This window comes from Paraburkholderia sp. CNPSo 3274 (genome assembly GCF_024206475.1).
In the GTDB taxonomy this organism is placed as follows: Bacteria; Pseudomonadota; Gammaproteobacteria; order Burkholderiales; family Burkholderiaceae; genus Paraburkholderia.
In genome coordinates, this window is record NZ_JAMBPR010000030.1 from 22,181 (window position 1) to 47,697 (window position 25,517).

22 protein-coding genes and 3 pseudogenes are annotated in these 25,517 nt (G+C 61.5%); 4 read left to right on the plus strand and 21 right to left on the minus strand.

Translation table 11 applies throughout. The features are described 5' to 3' along the window. Positions 1-83: 83 nt before the first annotated feature. The 5 genes from M3I54_RS20910 to M3I54_RS20930 form a co-directional block, all read right to left on the minus strand. On the minus strand, positions 84-1,046 hold the full coding sequence (locus tag M3I54_RS20910; protein ID WP_254339381.1) for a fumarylacetoacetate hydrolase family protein: 963 nt from the start codon (positions 1,044-1,046) through the stop codon (positions 84-86). Then, the gene (locus M3I54_RS20915) at positions 1,043-1,816 is read right to left on the minus strand and encodes an HpcH/HpaI aldolase/citrate lyase family protein (protein ID WP_254339383.1); all 774 of its coding nucleotides are present in this window, start codon (positions 1,814-1,816) and stop codon (positions 1,043-1,045) included. The genes M3I54_RS20910 and M3I54_RS20915 overlap by 4 nt, the downstream gene beginning before the upstream one ends. Then, positions 1,813-2,718 (minus strand): VOC family protein, encoded by a 906-nt coding sequence (locus M3I54_RS20920; protein WP_254339385.1) that lies wholly within the window; start codon positions 2,716-2,718, stop codon positions 1,813-1,815. Before M3I54_RS20920 ends, M3I54_RS20915 begins: the two co-directional genes overlap by 4 nt. A 14-nt stretch (positions 2,719-2,732) precedes the next feature. Next, positions 2,733-3,392, minus strand: a complete 660-nt coding sequence (locus M3I54_RS20925; RefSeq protein WP_254339395.1) for a hypothetical protein — start codon at positions 3,390-3,392, stop codon at positions 2,733-2,735. A 297-nt stretch (positions 3,393-3,689) separates the two neighbouring features. Continuing rightward, positions 3,690-4,958 carry an aromatic ring-hydroxylating dioxygenase subunit alpha gene (locus M3I54_RS20930; RefSeq protein ID WP_254339397.1) on the minus strand — a complete coding sequence of 423 codons (1,269 nt, stop codon included), beginning with the start codon at positions 4,956-4,958 and terminating at the stop codon, positions 3,690-3,692. Positions 4,959-5,166: 208 nt separating this feature from the next. Between M3I54_RS20930 and M3I54_RS20935 the strand changes: the two genes are divergently transcribed. Beyond that, positions 5,167-5,724 carry a carboxymuconolactone decarboxylase family protein gene (locus tag M3I54_RS20935; RefSeq protein ID WP_254339399.1) on the plus strand — a complete coding sequence of 186 codons (558 nt, stop codon included), beginning with the start codon at positions 5,167-5,169 and terminating at the stop codon, positions 5,722-5,724. An 85-nt stretch (positions 5,725-5,809) separates the two neighbouring features. Here M3I54_RS20935 and M3I54_RS20940 read toward each other — a convergent pair whose 3' ends face one another. The 6 genes and pseudogenes from M3I54_RS20940 to M3I54_RS20965 form a co-directional block, all read right to left on the minus strand. Then, on the minus strand, positions 5,810-6,589 hold the full coding sequence (locus M3I54_RS20940) for a helix-turn-helix domain-containing protein (protein WP_254339407.1): 780 nt from the start codon (positions 6,587-6,589) through the stop codon (positions 5,810-5,812). 38 nt (positions 6,590-6,627) lie between these two features. Then, positions 6,628-7,917, minus strand: coding sequence for an aromatic ring-hydroxylating dioxygenase subunit alpha (locus M3I54_RS20945; RefSeq protein WP_254339409.1), 1,290 nt, complete (start codon positions 7,915-7,917; stop codon positions 6,628-6,630). Between the two features lie 39 nt (positions 7,918-7,956). Beyond that, positions 7,957-9,351, minus strand: a complete 1,395-nt coding sequence (locus M3I54_RS20950) for an MFS transporter (RefSeq protein WP_254339411.1) — start codon at positions 9,349-9,351, stop codon at positions 7,957-7,959. A gap of 137 nt (positions 9,352-9,488) precedes the next feature. Continuing rightward, a complete protein-coding gene (locus M3I54_RS20955; RefSeq protein ID WP_028212429.1) occupies positions 9,489-10,631 on the minus strand; it encodes a porin in 1,143 nt (380 codons plus the stop codon). A gap of 81 nt (positions 10,632-10,712) precedes the next feature. Beyond that, the gene (locus M3I54_RS20960) at positions 10,713-12,107 is read right to left on the minus strand and encodes an MFS transporter (protein WP_254339414.1); all 1,395 of its coding nucleotides are present in this window, start codon (positions 12,105-12,107) and stop codon (positions 10,713-10,715) included. A gap of 467 nt (positions 12,108-12,574) precedes the next feature. Further along, positions 12,575-13,128: pseudogene (locus M3I54_RS20965) on the minus strand (amidase family protein); the annotation flags it as partial. Between M3I54_RS20965 and M3I54_RS20970 the strand changes: the two are divergent. The 3 genes and pseudogenes from M3I54_RS20970 to M3I54_RS20980 form a co-directional block, all read left to right on the plus strand. Beyond that, a pseudogene (locus M3I54_RS20970) lies at positions 13,124-14,428 on the plus strand (ABC transporter ATP-binding protein); the annotation flags it as partial. The pseudogenes M3I54_RS20965 and M3I54_RS20970 sit on opposite strands and share 5 nt — an antisense overlap. 32 nt (positions 14,429-14,460) lie before the next feature. Then, positions 14,461-15,123 (plus strand): cysteine hydrolase family protein, encoded by a 663-nt coding sequence (locus M3I54_RS20975; RefSeq protein WP_254339416.1) that lies wholly within the window; start codon positions 14,461-14,463, stop codon positions 15,121-15,123. Positions 15,124-15,128: 5 nt separating this feature from the next. Beyond that, positions 15,129-15,218, plus strand: a pseudogene (locus M3I54_RS20980) (AtzH-like domain-containing protein); the annotation flags it as partial. Between the two features lie 88 nt (positions 15,219-15,306). Here the strand turns inward: M3I54_RS20980 and M3I54_RS20985 are convergent. From M3I54_RS20985 to M3I54_RS21030, 10 genes are all read right to left on the minus strand, one after another. Continuing rightward, positions 15,307-15,645, minus strand: a complete 339-nt coding sequence (locus M3I54_RS20985) for an L-rhamnose mutarotase (RefSeq protein ID WP_254339571.1) — start codon at positions 15,643-15,645, stop codon at positions 15,307-15,309. A 125-nt stretch (positions 15,646-15,770) separates the two neighbouring features. Next, entirely contained in the window at positions 15,771-16,025 is a 255-nt protein-coding gene (locus tag M3I54_RS20990) for a hypothetical protein (RefSeq protein WP_254339418.1), read from the minus strand. A gap of 36 nt (positions 16,026-16,061) precedes the next feature. Then, positions 16,062-17,588, minus strand: coding sequence for a UxaA family hydrolase (locus M3I54_RS20995; protein ID WP_254339420.1), 1,527 nt, complete (start codon positions 17,586-17,588; stop codon positions 16,062-16,064). Beyond that, positions 17,585-18,745, minus strand: coding sequence for a mannitol dehydrogenase family protein (locus tag M3I54_RS21000; protein WP_254339422.1), 1,161 nt, complete (start codon positions 18,743-18,745; stop codon positions 17,585-17,587). The genes M3I54_RS20995 and M3I54_RS21000 overlap by 4 nt, the downstream gene beginning before the upstream one ends. 31 nt (positions 18,746-18,776) lie before the next feature. Then, positions 18,777-19,787 carry a zinc-binding alcohol dehydrogenase family protein gene (locus M3I54_RS21005; RefSeq protein WP_254339425.1) on the minus strand — a complete coding sequence of 337 codons (1,011 nt, stop codon included), beginning with the start codon at positions 19,785-19,787 and terminating at the stop codon, positions 18,777-18,779. A gap of 21 nt (positions 19,788-19,808) precedes the next feature. Next, positions 19,809-20,684 (minus strand): amidohydrolase, encoded by an 876-nt coding sequence (locus M3I54_RS21010; RefSeq protein WP_254339427.1) that lies wholly within the window; start codon positions 20,682-20,684, stop codon positions 19,809-19,811. Then, positions 20,681-21,697, minus strand: a complete 1,017-nt coding sequence (locus M3I54_RS21015; RefSeq protein ID WP_254339435.1) for an aldo/keto reductase — start codon at positions 21,695-21,697, stop codon at positions 20,681-20,683. Before M3I54_RS21015 ends, M3I54_RS21010 begins: the two co-directional genes overlap by 4 nt. A gap of 82 nt (positions 21,698-21,779) precedes the next feature. Beyond that, complete coding sequence (locus M3I54_RS21020; RefSeq protein WP_254339437.1) at positions 21,780-22,727, minus strand: ABC transporter substrate-binding protein; 948 nt, start codon at positions 22,725-22,727, stop codon at positions 21,780-21,782. A 53-nt stretch (positions 22,728-22,780) separates the two neighbouring features. Continuing rightward, positions 22,781-23,812, minus strand: a complete 1,032-nt coding sequence (locus tag M3I54_RS21025; protein ID WP_254339439.1) for an ABC transporter permease — start codon at positions 23,810-23,812, stop codon at positions 22,781-22,783. Continuing rightward, positions 23,805-25,355: a sugar ABC transporter ATP-binding protein gene (locus tag M3I54_RS21030; RefSeq protein WP_254339440.1), complete on the minus strand. Its 1,551-nt coding sequence runs from the start codon at positions 25,353-25,355 to the stop codon at positions 23,805-23,807. The genes M3I54_RS21025 and M3I54_RS21030 overlap by 8 nt, the downstream gene beginning before the upstream one ends. Positions 25,356-25,517: the final 162 nt, after the last annotated feature.

Sequence of the window (25,517 nt, forward strand, 5' to 3'; positions counted from 1 at the left end):
CTTCCGATTTATGTAGTTGTACCAAGTTCTGCAAATTGGGTTTTCCGGCCGCTAGCACAGGAGAAAGGTGCTGTCCTACAGCATCAGCACGTTCTCCTCGTCACCCGATTGCGCAACACACCAAGTCCCTGCACTTCGAGTTCGACGACGTCGTCCTCCTGCAGAAATCGGCCGAACTCCAAACCGCAGCCATTGCCTACCGTGCCGCTGCCCAGGAATTCGCCAACATGCAATGTTTCCGATGCCGACACATGCGCGATCATTGCGTCAAAGCGGTGTTGCATCTCGCCGGAATATCCACGCCCCTGCTCTTCCCCATTGACACGCACCACCATCGTCAACGAATACGGATCCGTGAGTTCATCGGGCGTGACAATCCATGGCCCCATGGCATTGCCCGTATCGAAATCTTTTCCTTTTGCCGGCCCGAGCAGACCCGGCATCTCCAGGAACTGGGCATCGCGGGCGCTGAAGTCGTTGTAAATGCAGTAGCCGAAAATATGTCGAGACGCGCGACTGCGAGGGATGTCGCGACCCGCGGTGCCGATAAACACCCCGAATTCGAGTTCGTAATCTATCAGCCTCGAATAAGCAGGCCACTGAACGTCAGTATCCGTACCGATCACCGAGAAGCGATTGCCCTTGTAATACAAGGGCTGTTCGTACCATACCCTGGGCAGAGGGCCGGCTTTGGGGCCGCCGCCATTGCTGCTCAGACCGAGCCGGGATATCGCCTCCCCGCATTGCAGCAGATGTTTTTCAAAAACGGAGAAATCCCGCAATTGCGTGGGCACCGGTACGGGCGCCTGCAAACGAACCGCGGAAGCGGGATGAATCGCTTCGTCCACCGGGTGCTCGAGCATCCTGCGCGCGTGGTCGAGACCACGCTCACCCGCGTGCATCAGCGCCAGCATGTCGGCAAACCCGGCGTACGACGTGCCATGCAAGAGAGCATAGGCTTTGTCAAGATCAATGACGTGGCCGCCATCGAGGCTCACTACACCAATGCGGCGCCCCGCCTCGCCGTCGAAAGTCACCAGTTTCATACCGGAGCGCCTCCGTTGAGCTGCTGACCGAGCGCCGCGGCGGCTTTGCCGAACATCAACGCATCGTTGCTGACCATCACGAACCTGAAGCCGCGTTCAGCCGCCTTGAGCGCAGTTGTGGCGTCCTGGGCCGCCGCGCCACAGGGCAGGTTGCGCGCCGCACATGCGGCCAGCAAACGGTCAACCAGCGACTGCAATTGCGGATCGCTGGCCGGCAGCCCCGTGGACAACTGAAGATCTCCCATCCCCAGGAAAACGGCATTGAGACCGGGCACATCCAGCACGACTTCGACATCCTCGAGCACCTGCCGGTCTTCGAGTTGGGCACAGCGCAGCAGCTCCTCACCGCCGGTGCGCAAATACTCGCTCAGCGGCATCATGCCCCAGCGGCCTGCACGGGACGTAATGCCAAGGCCGCGCTGGCCTGCCGGATTGAATATCATGCGACTCATCGCAGTCCGAGCCTCCGCGGCAGTGCGCACCCGCGGAACCAATATGCCATCCGCACCGCTGTCGAGAAGCCGCTGATAATCATTGGAATCCTGGTCTGAAATGCGCACCAGGGCCGACATGCCTAGCCCCTGCGCGTGGGCCATCAGCCGATAGACGGATTCAAGACTCAGCGGGGCATGCTCGGTATCGATGGCGACAAAGTCGAAGCCGGCGGCCGCCAGCAGTTCCAGTGTCTCCAGGGTCGGCAACTTGACCCACGTGCCGAACAGACAGCGCCCGGCACGCTGCAAACGACGCACAAAACTTTCTCGATTCATGAGCGCTCCTTCGTCGGGGTGGGCTTGCGATGGCCCCAGGCCAGGCCATCGCGCTTGAACTTGTCGGTTTCCCAAGTCGATTCATTGATGAAGCGCGTGCCGCAGGCGAGTTCGAAATCGAAGCCCTCCGGCGTCGCAACGTAGATCGACACCACGCCATCCAGCGGATGCGAACCGAGATCCCGGTTGAGCGCAACGCCCGCATTGAGCAGGCGGTCGCGCACAACACCGAGATGATCGAGTCCTGCGAGATCGGCCATCACATGCACCGTGCCAACGGGATGCCGCGGCATCTCCGCAAAGGCGAAACTGTGATGACGCGGATTGCATCGGAGAAAATACACGCGCGAGTGCCCGTCCATCCAGGCGGCGTCGCTCAGCCGAAGCCCCATGTCACCCAGGTAAAACTTCAGTGTGTCCGATGCGTCGGACACGTTCATGGTCACATGACCATTGCCGCAGGGCCCAGATTCAAAACACGTGCCCACCGGCGAACGGAACCGCTTGCGCAACGCAGAACTGGGCCCCCAATAAACTTCGTTGCGCACGCCGTCGGGATCGCGTACGGCGAACATATCTTCGACCTTGCGTGCGTCCTTCTCGTCGCGAGACACCTCTATCAGGGGTGTGTTATGAGCTACGAGACGCTTTCTGACCGCCTCCATGTCAGATGCCGTAGCCACCTCCCACCCAATGACCTGGACCCCGGGCTCGCCCGTTGCGACCAGCGCGAATCGATACTCGCGCTCCGCATCCGTGCGTAGTTGCAACTCGCCGGGGGTGGCATCGACAACCGTGTCGAAACCGACCAGGTTGGCGAAGCGCTGCCACCAATCGAGGTCGTGTACACCGAGCCGGACATAACCGAGTTGGAGAATTTCGTTATCGCGTTGGATTTCCATTACCTGTCGCCTGTTCAGATCGGGTAATCGGCTTCGTTGCACACCCAGCCAGGCTTCTCGACAAAATCGGCGCGCGGCGGCGAGAAAATATCGATCAACTGCGCCCACCCCTCACCGACGTCCTGGGTTGTATGCACTGCCTGCGCCGGGATGACGATCAGTGACGGGCTGCCCACCCCATGGTGACCATCGTCACGCCATGTCGACATATCGGACGTCCAGGGATAGCGCAGGTGATGAACAAAATTCCCCTGCAGCGCCAATGATGCCTGGTCGAAGTCATCATGCGCATGCGGCGTCATCTTGCGCGTGTCACGCCGAAAATCGCGAGGCACAAAGGCATTGATCAGCATGTTCGTCGAGCGGAACGGACGTGCCGGGCTGTCCGGTTTCTTATGTTCATCCAGCCGGTAGTGGCGCAGCCGGAAGCCACCAGGCGGCGCGGCCGGCGCTTCGTCGGCCTCCTGCGCAGGATGGTCCGCCGCATTGCTCGCGGCTGCCATCAAATCCACCGCTCGATGCGAGAAGATGCGCGTGACATAGCCGTCATCCTGCAGCGTTACGCCGCTGCTTCCCGGCGGTACGATGACCAGCGAATCCCCTTCACCATCGATCGCCACATGATCTGCACCGGCCCGGACGATAGCCCGGATTCCCTTGGGGACGAGCAACATGTATTCATCCGGGTTGTCGCTGCGCTCCAGACTCGAGTGCGCCATGGCGCGCGATATGGCAACTGCGAACGTGCGTCCCCGTGACAGCCAGGTCGCGCTACCATCCGGACTCGTGACGCAGGCTGGGCTGTCATAAGGAGTACAAATACTGGCACTTGGAATTTGCCTGTTCATGGACATAATTGAAATCAGGTTGAACCGAAAGGGACGTTCGAAGCGCCCCCGCCTTCGCTGTAGCGGCGGACGAAAACGTGTGGATGACGCGCGTCGGATTGGCTGGCGACACGCGGAATTCGCTCATTTTTGCGTTGCGAGAATGCCTAGCAGATGGCGGTGTTCCAGTAACGACTGCCAGCTCTTATCCGCTGGGAACAGACCGCCGAAAGAGACGATGTTTTTGTATTGCAGTGTTGCCCCCCGCGCCATCGTAGGCGCGTCCCCCGCCATGAATTCCCTGACCGACTTGAGGATGAGTTGGCGCACTCGTATCACGGCCATATCGGACGAACACAGGTTTTCCTTGCTGCGATCCAGTTGCGGCCCCTGACTCAGGAAGATCGCAAAGTCTTCGGTGGCGAAATGCTGAGGGAAACCCGAGAAATAACCGCGTTTCATGAGGCTGCGGTTTTGGCCCCAGTTGTTACTTTCATCACCGGGCGGCAGCGGCGGGAAGTTCATGACATCGGGAGAAATCGTGAACTGCGTGACGCCCAGCGGCACATGCAGGTTGAAATGCACGAACCACGCGCGATGGGTGTTGTCGTCCACCGGAACCGAAAAAAACACTGTCGAAGGACCATCCGGCTCTGGCGCGGTGATGATTCCGTACCATGGCATCACGAAGTTGTTGACGCGGGCGTACTGGTTGCCGTCAGGCAACGTCCGCACTGCCGCGTAGCGAAAACCATAGGCCGTCTCTTCAAATTCGAATTTCGGCTTTGAACTCTTGCTGAGATTGGCCCGTTCATTGTTTCCGCTCACGAGGGCCGTGAAACTCTGATGCAGTGCGCCGGCATGGGTGGTATCCATGGTGGCTTCCACTCCTTGCAGCCAGTTGCACTGCACCAGCGTGGATGTCACGAAGCGATGCGCCTCGGGCAGATAGGTAAAGGGGAGATCTGGGAAGACCGGCGGCTCACCCTGCCCGAACCAGGCCCAGACTATGCCGCCTGCTTCATGCGCCCGGTAGCGCGGCGATCTGATCGATTTGCAAAATTGCTCTTCGTTGCCGCCATGATTTGGCGCTTCGATCAGTCGGCTATCGTCATTGACGCTGAACTTCCAACCATGAAAAATGCATCGCAGCCCATCGTGCTCGTTCATCGCCAGTGCCATGGATGCGCCACGATGGGGGCACATCTTGTCGACAATGCCGATTTTGCCATTGCCGGCGCGATAGACGACGTACTCAATTCCCGTCAGCCTGGTCAGTATCGGCGCACCGCCCGGTTCCAGTGCCGCCGATGGGACGACCGGGATCCAGTAATGCTGGCGCAGCATCTCGCCGAGCGGCGCACCATGATCGGTACGCGTCAGGAATTCGTTGTCTTCCCTTGAAATGGCCATTTTCCTCTCTCCTCCGTTTTAGTCCGGCTTTGCGTATTTTTCGGGAGGCGGACAGGAACATCAATTGGCACGAGTCCGCTTTCCGGCACGTGGAATTCAGTTCCTTCCGCCCCCATTCCGCTCTACAGAATCCTGGCGCAAAGCACTTGCCCCGCGCGTCCCGACACATTCACACTGCGGATTCACTCGTTCATTCGTGAGGCAACTAATGTCGATCCAAATCGGTGAAACACCCGGCCGGCCCTACCGGCTGGCCCCCACTGACATGACGCAGGCCCAGACGGATCTGGTGAGCCGCATACGCTCAGGCCCACGTAAGGACTTACCCGTCAACATGGAAATCTGGTTGCACAACCCCCAATTCGCTGAAGTTGCCAACCAGTTTGCCGAATATGTCGGCCATCTGGCACCCATGACACGACGCGTCAAGGAAATAACCATCCTCGTGGTTGCGGCCTACTGGAGTTCGGCGTTCGAGCAGTTCTGGCACGAACGGCTGGGAAGCAAGTTGGGGCTGACGCGCGAACAATTGGAAAATTTGCGGGCGCGAAACTACACGTATTTCGATGACGAAATCGAGCAGACTGCCTATGAACTTGCGATCGGGCTGTTGGAGAAACGGAACGTGGATTACGCGCTATACCAACGGGCTATACGCGTGCTTGGGCACGGCGGCGTTTCCGACCTCGTTGGCCTTATCGGGCTTTACACGATGGTCGCGTTCTCGCTAGATTTCTACCAAGTGCCAATCCCGGATATTGCCTGAACAAGACGCGCTGGTGCGGCCGACCCGAGATGGATGGTGCGCGATAGCCATATTCCGGAAATTGCCCAGTCACAACGAGGCGTCTTCACTTCGACCCGGAAATAGCGTCGCCATCGCGGTGATAGTAGCTTGCGGAAATCTCGTCGGCCGTTTCAAGAAGGCCGGGAAGCAAGCGTTCGATCGTGCCGCGCGTCATCAGTTTGCCGTAGGTGGTCATGCCTACGACGGCTATTACCGCGTTACCCAGACAGATGGGTACGGCCAGCGTCGCAGAATCGCTTGCCATGCTCGGCTGGCGCACTGCCCATCCCTGAGCGACCACTTTGGCGATTTTCGATTCGAGTAACGCTCGGGCTACGTCTGGATTGGCGGCGCTGGCGTGCAATAGATCCATCACAATGCCCCGCTCCTGCGGACTGCAATAAGCAAGGTACGCCAAACCCATTGCCGAATTGTCCAGGCTCAACCGGTGTCCAACGGTTGTCGTATGTACGGCGACCGGACTGTAAGGCATTGTGCTGAATCCGACAACAAGTCCATCGTGCTCCCTGACGCCAATTGCGAGCGGCCATTTTATTTCCCGGGTGACTCTGATCGCGATAGGCGCAGCGACAGCGATAATTTCAGCCTTCTCTGTATAACCATCGCTTAACTCTCGGACCTTCCTGGTCAACGCATATTGCCCCCTGGCAACATCGACTTGAACATATCCCTCTGCCTGAAGAGTCGACAGAATCCGGAATAGTGTGGTTTTGGGCAGCGCCATTTTTTGGTGCAATTCATGCAGCGTCCAACGTTGTGCCGTATTCATCAATCGAAGCACGCTCAACACACGTGCTACGGCGCGAATGTGGGTTTCTTCCATAGATTACTTAGGCGCCTCCGTCGAGCCCATGGACAACTTCAAACCGCCACGGCCGCGCTCTCGACATCTTTCATCATCACCCCAGTGGCCGCTTCGCACGCGCGGCGGACTGCCTGGGGCTGCCCCGGATGGAACAGGAAGTGATGCAGTAGCTTGCTCCACTTGGGATGACGCTCATACTCGTTGCGAGGCAGGCTGTTCGCGAAGAAATCTCGCCAGTCTCCGCAGGGCAACGCAATGCCCTGCGCGGCGGCAGGCTCGCGCAGCACGCCCTTCGGATCACGCCCCTGCGCTACGGCTTCCATGTCCCGGAAGTACTGTCGGCGAATCATCAAGATGCCCGCGTCGCTGGCGGCCAGGTTTTCACGGGTACGGTCTGCGATGCGCCCCTGTCCGCACCAGGCGATGATGTCCTGGTTGATCACGTGCGAACTAATCCATTTTCCGGTCTGGGGATCCGTGACCGGCGCGTGCCAGGTCGGAATGCTCTCCTGGACATAGGGCTCGGATTCGCGGGGCACACGTATATACGACCAGGTCACATTGAGCGTATTTTCGTCGTCGATGGGCACCCGCCACTCGAAGTGATCCCCGAGGAAGAATCCGTTGGGCCAGAGACAGACACGACCAGCCGTCCAGAGCGGATGCGATTCGTCGGTATCCTCGGTCACACGGCGGTAGATGAAGCCGTGCTCGAATTCCTCGAACGCCACCTTGAGATGCGCCGGCGCATAGTCGCGCTCACCGCGCAGGCGACGTCCCCAGTTGGCGTGCATCCACTCGAAATGCAGCGGATCGATGGAATTTTCCTGGGTCTGAAGCCAGTTGCAGGGCACGTTCGCGAATGCCACCTGCACGAAGCCATTGCGCCAGTGGAACGGTTCCCAATCCGGAAGCTGCGGCGCCGGTTGAGGACCGAGATAGGCCCACAGCAAGCCGGCGCACGCACGGACTTCATAGGCCTTCAGCCTGATCCGCTCACGCATGGTGCCCTGGGGCGCCACCAGGTCCTGGTAAGGCTGCGCGACGCACCGGCCGCCATGATCGTATTGCCAGCCGTGATAGTTACAGCGCAGACCGCGTTCCTCGACAAAGCCGTATGCCAGGTCCGCGCCGCGATGCGCGCAGTAGCGCTCCATCAGGCCGTAGTGTCCGCCCAGGTCCTTGTAAAGAACCAGTTCCTCGCCAAGCAGGCGCACGGGCTTGATCGTCTCGCGCTCGAGTTCGTCAATGCCGGCGATCGGGTGCCAGTGGCGGCGCATCAACTCTCCCATCGGCGTGCCTGGCCCGACCTGAGTGAGCTGGCGATTCTGTTCTTCGGTAAGCATGATGACTTCGCTCGTAATTGTGACTGGACGACGTCTGTATCAACGCGATTTGTCGACGTGGCGCACGGCGCGAAAGTAGTGGAACGCCGCCCATAAGAGGAGCAAGCTCATAGCGAGCATCGCGTAGCGCAGACCTCTCGACGAGGCATCCGCACAGGCATGCGCGAGCGGCGAGTTCGCCACCGCCCCGAACACACCATGAGCGCCATGCGGGATCCGGCAAACCTTCGAATAATCACCGTCCGTGAACAGATGCGTGGCAATGCGATCGCTAAGGAATCCAATGAAAGTCGGACCTCCGCCCTGGCCGATGAAGTTCATCATCAGAAATACGAACGCCGAAGTCGTGGCGCGCATGCGCGGCGCGACGAGACCGTGGATCGCTGCGAATGTCGGACCGTTCCAGGAGCTCAGCAGGATCGTGGCGAGAAACAGCAACGCCGCCGCGATATGCCAGTCGGACTGCATGAACGCGAGGGAAACTGGGACGAGCCCAAGCAGCGTGCCCCAGGCCGGCACCCAGGCGTACCAGCGCTTGTCGCTGGCTCCGGCCCTGTCGGCAATCCACCCGCCGAGCGTCGTGCCGATCGCGCCCCCAACGCCAATTGTGAGACCAAACATCATGCCGGCCTGCGCTGCATTCAGGCCGAATTCACGCGTCAGATACGCCGGAATGAACAGGTTGATGCCGTACTGGGCAAACGCACCGATTACCGTTCCCAGCAGCAGTTGCACGAACAACGGGCTACGCAAGAGGATCGCAGCGATGGTGCCCAACGAGGCATTGCGCTGCGCATCGACGGTGGAAATTCGGTCCATGGCACCGCGTTCGGGTTCGCGCAGGCTGAGGTACGCAATGACGGCGAGGATCAGGCCCGGCACGCCGACGACCCAGAAGGCCGGACGCCAGCCGAAATGCTGTGCAATCATGCCGCCGCCGATCGCGCCGCCGATCGCGCCAAGGGGAGGACCGAGCGCATAGATCGCCATGGCGGTGGCGCGGCGTCCCTCGGGGAACTCGTCCGAGATCAGCGAATGCGCCGTGGGCGTGCTACCAGCTTCACCGATACCGACACCAAGCCGGTACAGCAGCAACTGCGCGAAATTGCCCGCCATGCCGCACAGCACGGTCATCACCGACCATGCCGCAATCGACAGGGATATCAGCGTAACCCGGCTCATCCGGTCGGCGAGCCGGGCCATCGGGATGCCCAGCGTCGCGTAGAACAGCGAGAAAGCGAGGCCGCCCAGAACTCCAATCTGCAGGTCGCTCAGGTTCATGTCGACCTTGATCGACTGCCCTACCACAGCGATGAAAATGCGATCGATGAAACTCGATGCGTAGATAAGGCTCAACATCATCAAGAGCCATGCACGATACCTCGATCCGCTCTTGACCCCAACAGCGGGCAGTCCTTTTCCGACGTTTTCCATGAACGCGTCGCCTCCAGGCGTTAATGGCGGGCACACAGACAAGCCAGCCTGAACTATCTCGCTTATCAGATAGGATACCTAAAAAAATGCGCCAGATTCCAGGCTCTCATTCCCTTCACCGGCGCGCCGCGAAAACGTTAGAAGAGGTGGCGGATACCGACCTGCACAGCCAGCTGGTTGGCCGTGGTCGAAGCGTTGTTGCCGAACAGCGAGCCGCCCGGGCCCGGCACCGAGTACGGGGTCGAGACAAGGAAGTTGTCCGCGAACTTCTGGCCCGCGAAGGCGTGCTGCAAGACACCGAACACATAGACGTCGGTGCGCTTCGAGAGCCGATAGTCCACGCCCGCCGTGTAGAGGTCGTACTTGCCGAGCTTGTGCTGGTCAACGTACGTGAAGCCGCCGCCCACCGTAAGCGCCGGTCCGAACCGGTAGCTCGTCCCCAGTTCGTAGGCGCTCACGGTCACCACGCCGCGCGGGCTATGCGAAGCATTGGTGTAGGTGTATACGCCGTTGATCGACCACGCATCGGTCAGGCTATACATGCCGCCCGCCGCGATCGTATAGATCGATTGCGCATTGAGCGCGACCTGCGCCATCGTGCCCACGCCGCGCGCCGCGTTGCCGCCCTGCGTCTTCGTGTACGTGAGCGACCCCGAGTAAGGCGCGTTGAACGTGCCGGTCGGGCTGAACTTCACGCCCGCGCTGATCACGCGCGGGTTGCCCGTCGGCGTGCCCGCGAAGGCGCCCGGAATGTTGCTGAAGCCGTACATCACGCCCGCCGTGACGCCGTGCCAGGTCGGCGTTTCGTAGCGCACCATGTTGCTCACCGGCTCGCCCGCGAGACGATCGATGTCGTACGCCCCGTGGAACGCGTAGGACGGAGCGAACTGGGAGACGTTGGTGTAGTAAGAGACGTAGTCGTAGATGAAATCGTAATCGTAGCCGGCGATCAGCGTACCGAACGTCGTGCTCTGCAGCCCCACGAAAGCGCGGCGCCCGAAGAGCGCGCCGCCGTGGCTCGCGGTGCCCGTGTTCAGCGAAAAGCCGTTCTCCAGGGTGAAGATCGTCTTCAGGCCGCCGCCGAGATCCTCGACCCCGCGCAGGCCCCAGCGCGATGCCTGGTTGATGCCGTCATCGAGCTTGACTAGCGAGTGGCCGCCCGCGTTGTTCACATAGGTGAGGCCATCGCTGATGATCCCGTACAGCGTCACACTGCTTTGCGCGTGCGCGCCTCCCGCGATTGCGGCCGCTATCGCGCCCGCCAATACCTTCTTCTTCACTTGACGATCTCCGTGTGTTGCAGGCGTTGGCGCCCGCTTTTTATTGCCGGTCTATTTCCGTCGGCTGCCGACGGCTTTGAACTACTTGCTGCGAGAAAGATGACGTGAGGCGAGGAAGTAATGCGCGGCCGACCACAGCAGCACCACGCTCACGGCCAGCATGGCGTAGCGAATGCCGTAGGCCGAGGCGTCGTGGCACGCCGCCGCGAACGGCCCCTGCACCGCCGCTGCCGCGCCATGCGGACCGTGCGGGCCGCCCGCCGCGCAAACCAGCTTGAACTGGCCCTGCGTGAAGAAGCGCGAGGCAAGCCGATCGCTCAGGAATCCTACGGTTGTGGGGCCGAGGCCCTGGCCCACGAGATTCATGAGCAGAAACACGCAGGCGGATGCCGTGGCGCGCATGCGCGGTTCGACGATGCCGTGCACGACGGCGAAGGTCGGGCCGTTCCACATGCTCAGCATGACGGTGGCGATGAAGATCAGTGTCACGGCGGCGGGCCATTCCCCCAGCGTGAAGGCGAACGCGACGAGCGGGAAGCCAATCGCCGTGCCGAGCGCCGGCACCCAGGCATACCAGCGGCGGTTGCCCGCGCCCAGCGCGTCGGCGAGCAGGCCGCCGAGCATGTTGCCGACAATGCCGCCCACGCCGATCATGAGGCCGAAGATCAGGCCGGCCTGCGCGAAGCTGAGGCCATACACGCGGTTGAGGTAAACCGGGATGAACAGGTTGATGCCGTACTGCGCGAATCCGCCGATCACGGTGCCGAGCAACATCTGCACGAACGCGCGGCTGCCGAACAGGACCTTGAGCACCTCGCGCAGCGGCGGTACCGCAGCCGCGGCGTGCATGCCGCCCTCCTCCGCCCCGCCGCGCTTCGGTTCGCGCAGCGTGACCCAGGCGAGCAGGCCGAAGATGAGCCCCGGCAGGCCGACCACGAAGAACACCGGGCGCCAGCCCATGTGCTGGACCATCACGCCACCGCCGAGCGCACCGGCGAGCACGCCGATGGGCGGACCGAGCGCATAGATGGAGAGTGCGCTCGCGCGGCGGCGCGGGCCGAACTGATCGGAAATCAGCGAGTGCGCGGTAGGCGTGCTGCCCGCTTCGCCAATGCCGACGCCAAGGCGGTACAGAAGCAACTGCCAATAGGTGCCGGCCGTGCCGCACAGCGCTGTCATGATCGACCACGCGCCAATCGAAAGCGCGATCAGCGCGACGCGATTGAACCGCTCCGCTATGCGCGCGATCGGCAGGCCGAGCAGCGAATAGAAGATGGAGAACGCAAGCCCGTTGAGCAGACCCAGCTGCAGATCGCTCAGGTTCAGATCGATCTTCATCGCCTGACCCACGACGGCGATGATGATGCGGTCGACGAAACTCGATGCGTAGATCAAAACGAGAAGCAGCAGGAACCAGCTGCGATACCAGCCGGCTTCAGACCTGGCTCCCACGTTCTGGGCGGTCAGTTCCTTCATTTGTGGTGTCTCCGAGGTGAGCTTCAGGTAGCAGGTCGCTCGCCATTTGTATGCCACAAAGCGTCTGTGGGATTTTTTATGGATTCTCTAGCATAACTTTTGGGCGCGCAAGAATAACTCGCGCCAAAGTCATCATCGTTTTCACTTAGGGGAACTCGTCTAATCAATGTGCCCGCTGGACACGGGACGAGTCGCGTCGGGTGCGAATGCCCGCGGGCCAATGCGATTGCGGCGGCGGGGCCGTCGAAGTGGCCGTCGATGGGACCGGCCACGCAGGCAGATGGGATGATTGGATGCAGGATACATCGATTCGTTGCTCGCGCAACGAATTTTGCTTTGCCCGAAACGCGAAAGCGTCGTGGCATATCGAGGGCCGGGCTCTGCTTTTATTCGATTGAAAGGCGCGCCCAAGCCTTGTGAAAGAGGAGAAACAGCGCGGCCCGCCCCAGGACTGCGCCCAACCCGGCTCACATGGCCGGGTCGATGGGAGACGGCGGCGCGCCGCGCGCCTCGATAGCCTCGCCTGCCAGCAGGCACAAGTCTTCGCGGAAGTACCCCGCCACGATCTGCACGCCCACCGGCACGTCCCTCACCATGCCCGTCGAGACGACGAGCCCCGGCAAGCCCATGGCAGGCAACGCACGCATGGTCAACTGCGCATCCCATACCCGCCGGAAACCCGCCGCGCCTTGCCGGTCCAGGTCGTCGGCAAACGGCAGTTCGCCGGAAACCGGCAGCAGCAGCATGGGGTATTGCGACAGGAACAAGCGCCATTCGCGCGTGAGCGTCGTGCGCCGCACGAGCGACTTGACCACCGCGTTCTCGGGCATCGCCGCGACCTCGGCGCGCATGCCGTCCACCGCGGCCTGCGCTCCCGGATCGCCATCGCGCCCGCGTCCGCGAGTCGGCGGCCGGCGTCGAGCAAGGCGTCTTCCACCTCTTTTGTGACGGTCATGCCGCCAGGGCGCAGACGGAGCGCCGCGCGCAGCGGCGTTTCGGGGCCGATTAGCGGCGCCGGCACCGAGGGCTATGGTCTGCTCGATCATGGCGCGATTCTGGCCGACGGCCACGAGGTGCACATCGCCTCGCCGCGCGATGCCCAGGCGCTCGGCATGGTCTACCAGCATTTCACACTGGCGGCCGGGCTTAGTGTCGCCGAGAACCTGCTCCTCGCGCGCGGCAACCTGCCGTGCAAAATCCAATGGGCGGCCGAGCGCGATGCCCTCCACGCGTTCATGCGCCGAATGCCGTTTCGCCTCGAACTCGATGCGCTGGTCTCGTCGCTCGCGGCAGGAGAAAAGCAGAAGCTCGAAATCCTCAAGCAACTGTATCTCGAGCAGCGCTTCCTGATTCTCGACGAACCCACCTCGGTGCTCACGCCGCAGGAAGCCGATGAAGTGCTCGGCCTGATGCGCACGCTTGCCTTGCGCGGCGCCCTCTCGGTGCTGATGATCACCCACACGTTCCGCGAGGTGATGGCCTATGCGGACAATGTCACGGTACTGCGCAAGGGTCGCTTCGTCGGCACCTGCGCCGTCGCCGACACCGACCGCGACCGTCTCGCCGCCTGGATGATGGGCGACGACGCAAGCGTGGCAACGCGTGAAGGCGCCGCTGACGCCACCGACGAGGCCTTGCGGGCGTCTCCGGCAACGCCCAGAAGGAACTGATCGAAGCGCTCGTTGGCCAGCGCAAGGTCCAGTCGGGCGAGATGGCTGTCAAAGGCGCGCCTTACGCCGCGACGCGCGAAGAGATGACCCGCTTGCGCGCATTCGCCCTGCCCGAAGAGCCGCAGCGCAATGCGTGCGTGGCAGGCATGAGCGTGGCCGAGAACATGGCGCTGCGGGACTTTGACCGTGGGCCGCTGCGACGCAGCGGATGGTGGCTCGACCGCCGCGCCATGCGCACGCGCGCCGGGCAGCTGATCGCTGAATTCAACGTGCGGCCGCCGCTGCCCGAACGCGCCATCGGCACGCTGTCCGGGGGCAACGTACAGCGCCCTGTGCTGGCGCGCGAGCTTGGGCAGGCAGTGAACGTGCTGATCGTCGCGAATCCCGTGTTCGGACTCGACTTTGCTTCGGTAGCGGACATCCACGCCCGCATTCTCGCGGCGCGCGGTGCCTGTACTGCTCGTGAGCGAAGACCTCGACGAGTTGCTGGAACTCGCGGACCGTATCGTCGTGATGGCCGAAGGACGCCTTGTCTACGAGACTGCCGCAACAGGGGCCGATCGCGTCACACTGGGACGTCACATGGCGGGCCATGGCGATGAAGGCCGGCCGCAGGCGCTCGAGCCGGCCGTGTTGCAAGCGAATGCCTGAATGAAACACAACGAAAACGGACAAACATTGCGATGACAACCATTGCCCGCGCGAAGCTCGCTCCATTCGCTTTCGAAGCACGCCAGACCGCGCTCATCGTCATCGACATGCAGCGCGACTTTATCGAGCCGGGCGGCTTTGGCGAAGCGCTTGGTAGTGACGTATCGCTGCTCTCAGGCCTCGTGCCGACGGTCGCGCGGCTGCTTGAGTACGCGCGCTCTGCGGGCTGGCAGATCGTGCATACGCGCGAATCGCACGCACCCGACCTCTCCGACTGCCCGCCTGCCAAACGCCTGCGCGGCATGCCGAATGCGCGCATCGGCGACACGGGACCGATGCGACGCATCCTTGTGCGCGGCGGACCCGGCAACGCGATCATCGATACGCTAAAGCCAATCGAGAACGAACTGGTCATCGACAAGCCTGGCAAAGGCGCATTCTACGCAACGCGCCTCGGCGAGGAACTCTCAATGCGCGGCATCACCCATCTCGTATTCGCGGGCGTGACAACCGAAGTCTGCGTACAGACTTCGATGCGCGAAGCCGACGATCGTGGCTACGAGTGCCTGCTGATCGAAGACGCGACGGCAAGCCACATCCCCGCGTTTCTCGACGCCACGATCGCGATGATTCATTCACAGGGCGGCATCGTCGGCTGGACTGCTCCACTCGACGTCCTGCTGGAGGCAGCCTGATGATGATGGAAGTGAACCGGCCCGAGATCGTCGCGCAGGTAGCGACAGCTTTCGAAGCTTACGAGCGAGCGCTCGTCGGCAACGACGTCGAAACGATGAACGCGCTCTCGTTTGTCCCAGGAATATTCACTATCTTCGATGAGCCTGATTTATTCCTTCGCCGCGCCACGCTCACCAGCGATCCTATTGCCGTGCCAGGTCGAATATCCGGCTCATCGCCATCCACTTCTGTCCGGACGGCGTCCACGGTGTGGGCGCCTGAAACTGCCACATCAACGTTTCCCAGCGCTGGATCACGGGGTTGTTTTGAGCAGCAGTCGCCATCATGTCAGCGTCATATGTTGCGTCGTCTGTTTCCATCACCATGAGCAATCGGGTTCCCAGACGGTAAATCTCCATGTCCAGAACGCCATGGTCTCGTATGTGCCGGATCACTTCAGGCCAAACGTGCCGGTGAAGTTCTTCATAACGGGTAATAAGCTCAGGATCTTCTTTCAGATCCAGGGCGAAGCAGTAACGCACGATCACTCCTGTTTTAAATGCTGCAGTCATCCAGTTGGGATCACGCCTTGCGTGCCTCGCTGCCGCATGGCGTTCCATGCATGCCGTCAAATGAATCGCAAACCTCATCCCTCACAGTCGCATCGCTAAACGCTAGCGCCGAATCGCCGTAAGAGATGAAGCACTGCGGGCAGGTGAAAATCGTGAACGCCAGGTACCGCAAGGCGTCGTTTCTGGCACATCTCTGCGGTGAGTTCCATCGCCCGTGTCCGCGCGTCAACAAGCAGCAACAACGCTTCCTGCACAAGTGATTGTTCGAGCGACGACAACCGGAATTCCTGCCATGCCTCCTGAGCCGACAATCCGGATACGCTGCTTTCGATCTGTTCCTCGCAATCCATCTCCGCTCCCCGCATACCATACCCGGGCATCGCCCGTTACATGATCGCCCCCCGCAGCCAGGGAACGAACTCGCGATCACCGATTCCGTTTTCCTCGCTGCACGTTCGCCTTCCCGATGCGACCTCCAGAATGAACTGGAACAGTTGCATCCCTGCTTCCTCGACGCTCAGACGACCGTCGACGATGCCGCCGCTGTTGAAGTCCATGTCCGGGCGCATTCGCTCGAACAGGTCCGTGGTGGTTGCAATCTTGATAGTGGGAGCCGGCCTGGAACCGAAGACTGAGCCGCGTCCAGTCGTAAAGCAGATCAGGTTGGCCCCTCCCGCTATCTGCCCCGTTGCCGACACCGGGTCGTAGCCCGGCGTGTCCATGAATACGAGGCCGCTTTCAGATACCGGCTCAGCATAGTCGTAGACCGCGTTCAGTACGGTGCCGCCTGCTTTCGAGACTGCTCCCAGTGACTTTTCAAGAATCGTTGTGATGCCACCTGCCTTATTACCGGGCGACGGATTGTTGTTCATTTCGCCGCCATTTTCCGCCGCGTAGCGTTCCCACCACCGCAACTTCGCGAGTAGACGCTCGGCGACGTCATCCGACGCTGCCCGAGCCGTCAGCAGATGTTCTGCCCCGTAAATCTCCGGCGTCTCCGACAGGATTGCGGTGCCGCCATTGCGTGCGATCAGGTCGACCGCCACGCCGAGCGCGGGATTGGCGGTGATTCCCGAGTACCCGTCCGAGCCGCCGCACTGCAGCCCGATTTTCAGCCGCGCCACAGGTACTGTTGTGCGCACGGCCCGATCTGCCACTTCGAGCAGTTCGTGTACGATCGCGGCTCCCCGCGTCACCGCCTCGCGGAAACCGCCTGCGTCCTGGATGACGAGCGTTCTGATCGACCCGTCATGGCGCGCTCGCAACGATGCCGCGAGATCCTCGACCTGATTGACCTCGCAACCCAGTCCGACAAACAGCACGGCCGCAAAATTGGGATTGCGCGCATAACCGGCAAGTGTCCGGCGCAATAGCGCGATTCCGTCACCGGAGGCCGACATCCCGCATCCGCTCTGGTGCGTGATCGCGACAACACCGTCCACGTTTCTGAAGGCCTCCATGGCTGCCCCCCGGAACGCATCCGCTATCGCATGACAAACACTGGCCGAGCAGTTGACGCTCGCGATAACGCCGGTGTAATTGCGCGTTCCGACCTGACCGTCCGGCCGCACGAATCCCTGAAACGTGTCGGAACGGTCGATCTCTGCAGCCCGAAGCGCCGTTTCGTGGCCCGACTGCCCACTCCCGTGACGTTCAGGCATGTCGACGTTGTGTACGTGAACGTGTTCGCCCGCAGCGATGTCGCATAGCGCAACGCCAATCGTCTGCTGATACTTTGTCACGGACGCGCCGCGGGCGATGTTCCGTATCGCCACCTTGTGACCGGCTGGCACGGGCGTCAGGACCTGAACCTGCTGCCCATTCGTATCGATCTGCGTGCCTGCATCCAGCGCGCGAAGCGCAACTGCAACGCTGTCTTCACGGTGAAGCACCAGAACCGTCTCCACGATCATGATGCATGCCTCCCTTCTACCGCGTCCAGGCGGTTCTGCGCGGCCAGCATGCTTCGCAAGCGCGGCTGTGTGGCGGCAAGCGACATCGAGTCCGCGAGTTCGATCAGCGGCTGTATTCGCCGTCTGACCTTTTCTCCGTGATTGGTTGCGATGTCCGCGATACGATGAGCCAGCCAGGGATTGAGCAGCCGGTCGCGCACATTTTCGATGTAGCGCTCCGCGGTGCTGCGCAGGCCCAATGCGTCGAACACCGGCAAGACCTCCTCGTGCCAGATTCCCTCGATACCGTCCCGAAGCCGGGGATCGCTCATTGCCACCAGCACCGTTTCGTTCGACGGGCGGCGCTCGTTGATCCACCGATCAGCGAGCCAGCTGTGGCCGAGATTGAGAAAGAAGAGCTTCAGACGCTCATGGGTACGCAGGTCGTCTGTCACGACAATCTGCTCGTGCACACATGGCAACTCCATGCCCGTACGCCGCTCGATGGCCCATAGCGCATACGGTTCCGCGATCGCGCCGACCGGGTCGATCGGCTCGGACACGATCCGGTCGACGAGTGAGTTCACCCAGACGCAGCTGTGCAGCAAATACCCGATGAACGTCGCCGGCATTCCCCATCGCCGTGCCACACCAAGCACGATATCGCGAAGCGTGTTGCCATTGTCTTCGACAAGTTCGCAGGGAAAGATCGACACACCATCATCGGGACGCACCTGCCAACGTGCATGCAGGAGAACCAGCAGCTTCACCGGAAAGCTGTGCGGCACCTGTTCGTCTCCGACAAGCATGTCCGCCGAATCCCGGTCGTCAAGCCGGTAACCGGCATCGCCCGTGTTCGAGACAATGACCCGCACCTCTTCGATCGTCACGTGGCGAATGTCCGCCCAGTCGAGATCGGCGACCCATGCCTTCTGGACGGCGCGGCAATCGACGACGCGATCGACCGCCATACTGCCTTCCCTGCCCCGAATGCGGACCGGATAACTGCCCGCATTCGCGAGCGCGGCAATACGCGCCCGGCTCGACGGATTGCCCGTGGTCTGCACAACGCCGATTCCGCCAATCGCGTCGCCGCGCTCGAGAGCCTGCGATACGAAAAAGGCGACATGGGCCAGGAGAAACCGGCTGGTGCCGAACTGAAGAATGGGTGTGCTCATGCTGCCTGTCCTGATTGCTTCGCCATGTAATTCAACATTCGACCAACGCCTTGACAACGGTCTGCCCGGGTTCCAGCAATCGCGGAAATGCTTCGGGCACCTCGTCAAGGCGCATGCGGTGCGTATTCAACGCCTGGTCAGGAATGCGGCCCGAACGCATCGCCTCCAGCACGGTTTCGAAGTCGGCGGCGGTAGCGTTGCGGCTTGCAAGCAACGTGGTCTCGCGCTTATGAAATTCCGGATCGGAGAATGTCACCTGACCCGGCACGATCGAGATGAGGGTGTATTTGCCGCCATGCGCGACGAAGGCAAAGCCGCGGTTCATCGCGTCGATGTTGCCGGTCGCGTCAAAGACCGCGTCAAAAAACTCGCAATGCGTGAGCGATGCGAGTTGCGCCACGTCGTCCGGGCCCACCGCGACCGTTGCATCGACGCCAATATGCAACTTGCAGAATTCAAGGCGGTCCGCGCGCGTGTCCAGACAAACGACCGTGGCACCGCGCAGCCTGGCAAAGATCATCGCAGCCATGCCAATCGGGCCAGCCCCAACCACCAGCACCCGTTGCCCGGGCGACACATCGGCACGCCGCACGGCATGTGCGCCGATGGCAAGAAATTCGAGCATGGCCGCTTGATCGAGCGACACCCCTTGCGCCTTGTGCACGAACTGCGCAGGCACGCTGAGATACTCGGTCAGTGCGCCATCGCGATGCACACCCAGCACCTGGATGTTGACGCAGCAGTTCGTCTTGCCTTGACGGCATGCGACGCAGTGTCCACACGACAGATAGGGCATGACGTAGACGCCGTCGCCAGCCGCGAACCCCGAGTCAGGATCCGCCTCGACGACCACTGCGGACAGTTCATGACCCATTACGCGCGGGTATTGGAGGTAGGGTTGACTGCCGGTAAAAATATGCAGATCGGTACCGCAAATCCCGACACGGCTGACCCGCATCAGTACCTCGCCGTCACCCCGCGCGGGTAATTCACGCTCCTCAGCGCGCAGTACCCCGGGTGATTCGCAGATCACGCTAAGCATGTTGATATCCTTTCGATCAGGTCAGGTATGGTGACTCGGTGTGCCAATCCGGTAAAAACGGCTCGCGTTACCACCAAAAATGTCGGCGAGCGCAGCAGATCCAAACCAGCTCTCGCAGTCTGCCTCGCATTCGGCCAGCCACTCGCTGTAGCTTGTGCAACCGGTAGCAAGACGAAGCACGGGCCAGTCGCTACCCCACATCAATCGTTGTTGACCGAACAAATCCGCGAGGACACGGACATAAGGCCGGCTACGCTCGCGGAACGCGTTACCATCAACCAACGCGCCTGCCTCGGTCCACAGACCGGATAGCTTGCAATGCACATTTGGCAGGCTCGCGAGCCGAACCATCTTTGGCAGCCATGACTCCAGTTCGTCCATCGCAATATTCGGCTTTGCCCCATGGTCTATGACGATCGGCAGATCGGGATAACGCAGCGCAAATGCATGCAGCGAATCGAGATGACGCGGCATCACCAGGGCATCGAAGCGAAGCTGGTGCGCCAGCATCGCCTCAACCGCGACATCCAGTGCGGGATCGTCGATCCACGCGTCGTCAGACAGGTCCTGAAGCATTGGGCGCAGGCCGCGAGCCTTTGGGTGGGCCGCAAATCGCGCGACACGGCCCGCCGCATCCACCGCCTTGAGGTCGACCCAGCCGACGACAGCCCGCACAGACTCAGTCTGCCCGGCAAGGTCAAGCAGATATTGCGTGTCTTCCTCGACAGGCAATGCTTGCACAAGCACGGTTCCGTCGATACGGCCTGCGTCGAGTTCCGGCGCAAGATCTTCGGGGCCGAAGTCCCGATAGATCGTGACCAGTTCGCGTGGAGGCCAGTGACCGGCTCGTGCTCCGATGCGCCAGTAGTGCTGGTGTGCGTCGATGCGCGGGGTCATTGACGACTCCCAGGGACGGGCGCATCTGCGGCGATCAGTCCTTCCTGGCCAAGCGCGCCCCAGAAGTCCGCCGGCACGGGTTGTTCGAGCCACGTGATGTTCTGCTGCAGCTGGGAAACGCTACGCGCACCGATCACGCAGGAAACGACAGCGTCATGCGCGAATGGAAACTGCAGCGCCGCTGCAGGAAGTGGAACATTGAAGCGCTCACATAGAGCAGAAAGGCGACGCACCTTACCGACGACTTCGGCTGGCGCTTCCGAATAGTTGAACTTGCCGTTGCCAGCGAGTATGCCGGAATTGAATACCCCGCCCACGACGACGCCTGTGCCAAAGCGGGTGCAGCGATCGAGCAGCGGCTCCAGCGCACCCTGTTCGAGCAAGGTGTACCGGCCGGCCAGCAGAATGACGTCGAGCGACGCTTCGTTCAATGCGTCAACGGCGACTTCCCACTCGTTGACGCCAAGACCGACGGCGCGTACTTCGCCGCCCGCGCGTAGCTCTTCGAGCGCGCGAAACCCACCGCCGGCCGTGAGCTGGCTCCAGTAGTGCGTATGTCGATCACCGTGGGTCAGGCTGCCGATGTCATGGACATACAGGACATCGATGCGCGCGAGGCCGAGGCGCTGCCGGCTGTCTTCGTACGAGCGCATGATGCCCTCGTAGCTGTAGTCAAACACAGGGCGAAACGGCAACGGTTCAGCCCATCCATCCTCACCGGGCTGGACGCCGACATCGGGGCGCATCAAACGACCTACTTTCGTGCTCAGCGTGAAAGCGTTGCACTGGCGCGCCGCGAGTGCCTGCCCGACGCGCCGCTCAGAGAGCGTATAGCCGTAATACGGCGCGGTATCGAAATAGCGCACGCCTGCGGACCAGGCTGCGTCGAGCAATGCGCAGGCATCGGTGGCCGACATGGCACGGTAGAGGCCGCCGAGCTGGGAGCAGCCAAGGCCAAGCCTGGTCAGCTCGAGGCCACTGCGCGGTAAGGCGCGTTTTTCGGAAGCATTCATAAACCGGGGAGGCAGGTGTCAGGGGAATACCGTGAAGGCTCCCTGCGACGAGCCAGATGGCTTCGTCGCAGATCGGCCACCATCAGTAGAGGACGTTCTTCGCTTCCTGGGAGTCGAGGTTCGGTTTGTCGACCATGACTACACCGGTATCGACCAGCTTCGCGACGGGCTTGTGTTCGATGACGCCGACCACCGTCTGGATTCCCTTGTTCCCCATCTTCCACGACCCCTGAACGGCGATCGCCTGGATGGTGCCGTCGCGAACGAAGCCTTGCAGATCCTCATTGCCATCGAAACCGACCGCCACCAGCTTGCCAGCCTTGCCCGCCTGCTTGAGCGCGCGTCCCATGCCAACCGCGGTCGGTTCGTTCGCGCCGAAGATGCCTTTCAGATCCGGATTCGCGGACAGCACATCGGTTGTCTGGTTCAGCGCTGTCGCCATCTGCGACTGCGAGTAGTAAGGTCCGACAATCTGCAGCTTCGAATGGGCCGCGATGTATTTACGGAAGCCGCCTACCCGGCCAACTTCCGACCCGGCGCCGGGCACGTACGACATGACTGCAATTTTGCCCGTCTGTCCTACGCGAGCGATCAGTGCCTGGGCACACAGTTCGCCCGCCTTCTCGTTGTCGGTCGAGAGGAACGACTGGTAATACGGTTTGCCCAAGTCCGAGATTGCCGAGTCGATCAGCACCACCGGGATATGTGCTTCCCAGGCTTTCTTGATGGCAGGCACGAGAGCGTCAGGATCGGAAGGCGCCAGCACGATACCTGCCACGTGCCGATTGACCGCGTTCTCGACCATGTTCACCTCGTCGGCGATGTCCGACTCGGCGGCCGGCCCCTGGAAGGTCATCGTATAGCCCTTCGTTTCTGCAAGCGCCGCGTTCGCGCCCTTCTGGACGTTCTGCCAGTAGTTCGAATTTACCGTCTTGACGATCACGGCGATCTCGCCGCCTGCAGCATAGACGCCGGTACTGAACGCTGCACACAACATCGCCGATACCGTCAGCAGGGATAGCTTTCGCATGTCTCGCTCCTCTCTTGTGGTTGAACTTCGTGTGGTGGTTGAACTACGTGTGATTACCGCTTGCGATTTCGCAACTGGTCGATCCAGACGGTGCCGAGAATGACGACGCCGATGATGATCTGCTGGATGAAACTCGATACGCCGTTCATGTTGAGCCCGTTGCGCAGGACGCCGATGACGAACGACCCGATTGCTGTTCCCGAGATCGTCCCCACACCGCCCATCAGCGAAGTGCCGCCGATGACCGAGCTGGCGATCGCGTCGAGCTCGTACATGACACCCTCGTTGGGCTGCCCGGTGACGAGTCGGGACATCAACACACAGCCCGTCACTCCAGCCATGGCGCCGGAGAGGACGTACGTGAAAAGCGTCACTCCCTGAACGTTTACGCCGGAAAGCCGCGCTGCTTCCGCGTTCGAGCCCACCGCGTAGATGTGGCGGCCAAGCGAGGTCTTTGACAGCAACACGGAGACTGCGACGAACAGGAAGATCATGATGACGACCGGATAGGGGATACCCGGAAACGTTGTGTCCGGAAATCCGTCCGCGCCAATATGGGAGACGCGAAGCAACGCCCCGTTTCCGAGTGCTCCAAACGCGTCACCCAGATCTGAAACCGGACGCGCGCCGGTGATCTGCAGCGCCAGACCCCGCGCGACGAGCATCATGCCCAGTGTCGCAATGAACGGCGGCAACCCCATACGCGTCACGCAGATTCCGTTGACGGTCCCGCACAGCGCGCCGACCAGCACCCCACACAGCATCGCGACCGGCACGGGCGCGCCAGCCTTTGTCAGTAGTGCTGCGGAAACTCCCGCGAGTGCAAGAACGGAGCCGACCGAGAGGTCGATGCCGCCGGTTATGATGACACACGTAGCCGCTACGCCCAGGTAGGCGATGGACGTCACCTGCAGGCAGACGGTCATCAGGTTGCCGACCGAGAAGAAGGCCGAACTCGTCACAGAAAATGCCGCCAGGAGCACGACCAGGCTGCCCAATGCAGCAAACTTCTGGATAAGGTCGCGGCGCCGTTGCTGGGCCGTCTGCCTCGCGGCCTGGGTCGAATCTGATGTCATTTCAAGCATGGGTGCGCCCCGAAGCGTAGTGCATGATTTCCTCCTGACTGGTATGTGCGGTTTCGAGAACCGCAGTCATGCGGCCCTCGTGGAAGACGGCGATGCGGTCTGTCATGCCGAGCAGTTCGGGCAACTCGGAACTGATCAGCACGACCCCGACGCCCTCGGCGGCGAGCCGGTCCATCAACCCGTAAATGGCGAACTTCGCCCCAACGTCGATACCGCGTGTCGGCTCGTCGAAAAAGAGGATCTTTGAGCCACGATAGAGCCACTTGCCGATCACGACCTTTTGCTGGTTGCCGCCGGAAAGATTGCGTACGATCTGATTGACCGATGGCGTCCGGATCGCCAGCTCCTTGACGTATCGCTCGGCGATCTGTTGCTCCTCCCGAAAGCGCAGGAAACCCGTGCGTGATGCAATGGCGCGCACATTTGCCAGCGTGATGTTCGCGGCAACCGGCATCATCAGGGCGAGGCCCTCCCTCTTCCGGTCTTCGGACAGATAGGCGAGCCCGTGCCGGATGGCCTCTCTCGGTGAGCGGATGCTCACCGGCTGCCCATGAAGCGTGATCGTTCCGCTATCCAGCCTGTCAGCGCCGAAGATTGCGCGCGCAACCTCGGTGCGGCCAGCGCCCATGAGGCCGGCAAATCCGAGAATCTCGCCTCTGCGCAGCTCGAATGAGACCGGGCCGAAGACACCGTTGCGGTGCAGATCCTTCACGCTCAGCAGCACCTCTTCAGAAGGAGACGATTGTCTGGCCGGATAGGCGTCCTCAAGCGAGCGACCGACCATGCGCGCAACGATATCGTTGACGCTCAGCGCAGCGAAGTCATCGGTCGAGATGTGGCGGCCATCGCGCAGAATCGTCACGCGATCGACAATGTGCGCCATCTCGTCGAGCCGGTGCGAGATGTAGAGAATCGCCACGCCCGCAGCGCGTAGTTCCTTGATGATCCTGAATAGCTGGACCGTTTCCGATTCCGTGAGGGACGACGTCGGCTCGTCCATGATCAGTACCTGAGCGTCGAGCGAAAGCGCCTTCGCGATTTCGACCATCTGCTGCTGCGCGATCGAGAGCGTCCCGACCAGCGTCGTGGGCGCCACATCCAGCCCGATGCGTGCAAGACAACGCGTTGCATCCGCGTTAAGCCTGCGCGTATCGACGAAGGGTCCGCGTTTGGGCTCGCGTGCCAGATAGAGGTTTTCCGCCACGCTCAGATGCGGCACCAGGTTCAGTTCCTGATGGATGATCGCGATGCCTGCGGTCTGCGCTTCGGAAGTCGAGAGGAACTGCACGGCCTCGCCGCGATAGCGGATCACACCGACGTCCGGACCGTATTGCCCGCTGATGATCTTCATCAGCGTGGACTTGCCCGCCCCGTTTTCGCCGCAAATGGCGTGGACCTCTCCGCAGCGCAGATCGAGGTTGATGCCATCGAGTGCGATCACGCCCGGGAAGCGCTTTCCGATACCTTCGAGGCGAAGGATCTCCTCGTTTGGTGGCTTATGGAGTTCTGCATCCAGGCTGGGCAGCCCGTTGGGCACGCTCATCTCGTCTCCTTTGAAATGGCCGACCTGGCTTCGCGCTGGTCAGTCCAATTGAGACGGATTAGACGGTAAACTCAGTTATCGGTCAAGCCAATATGATTTTCGTTAACTGGTCTTACCCATAAGGAAAACCCTGGGACGGGCGCAATCGCTTGCCCCACGGTA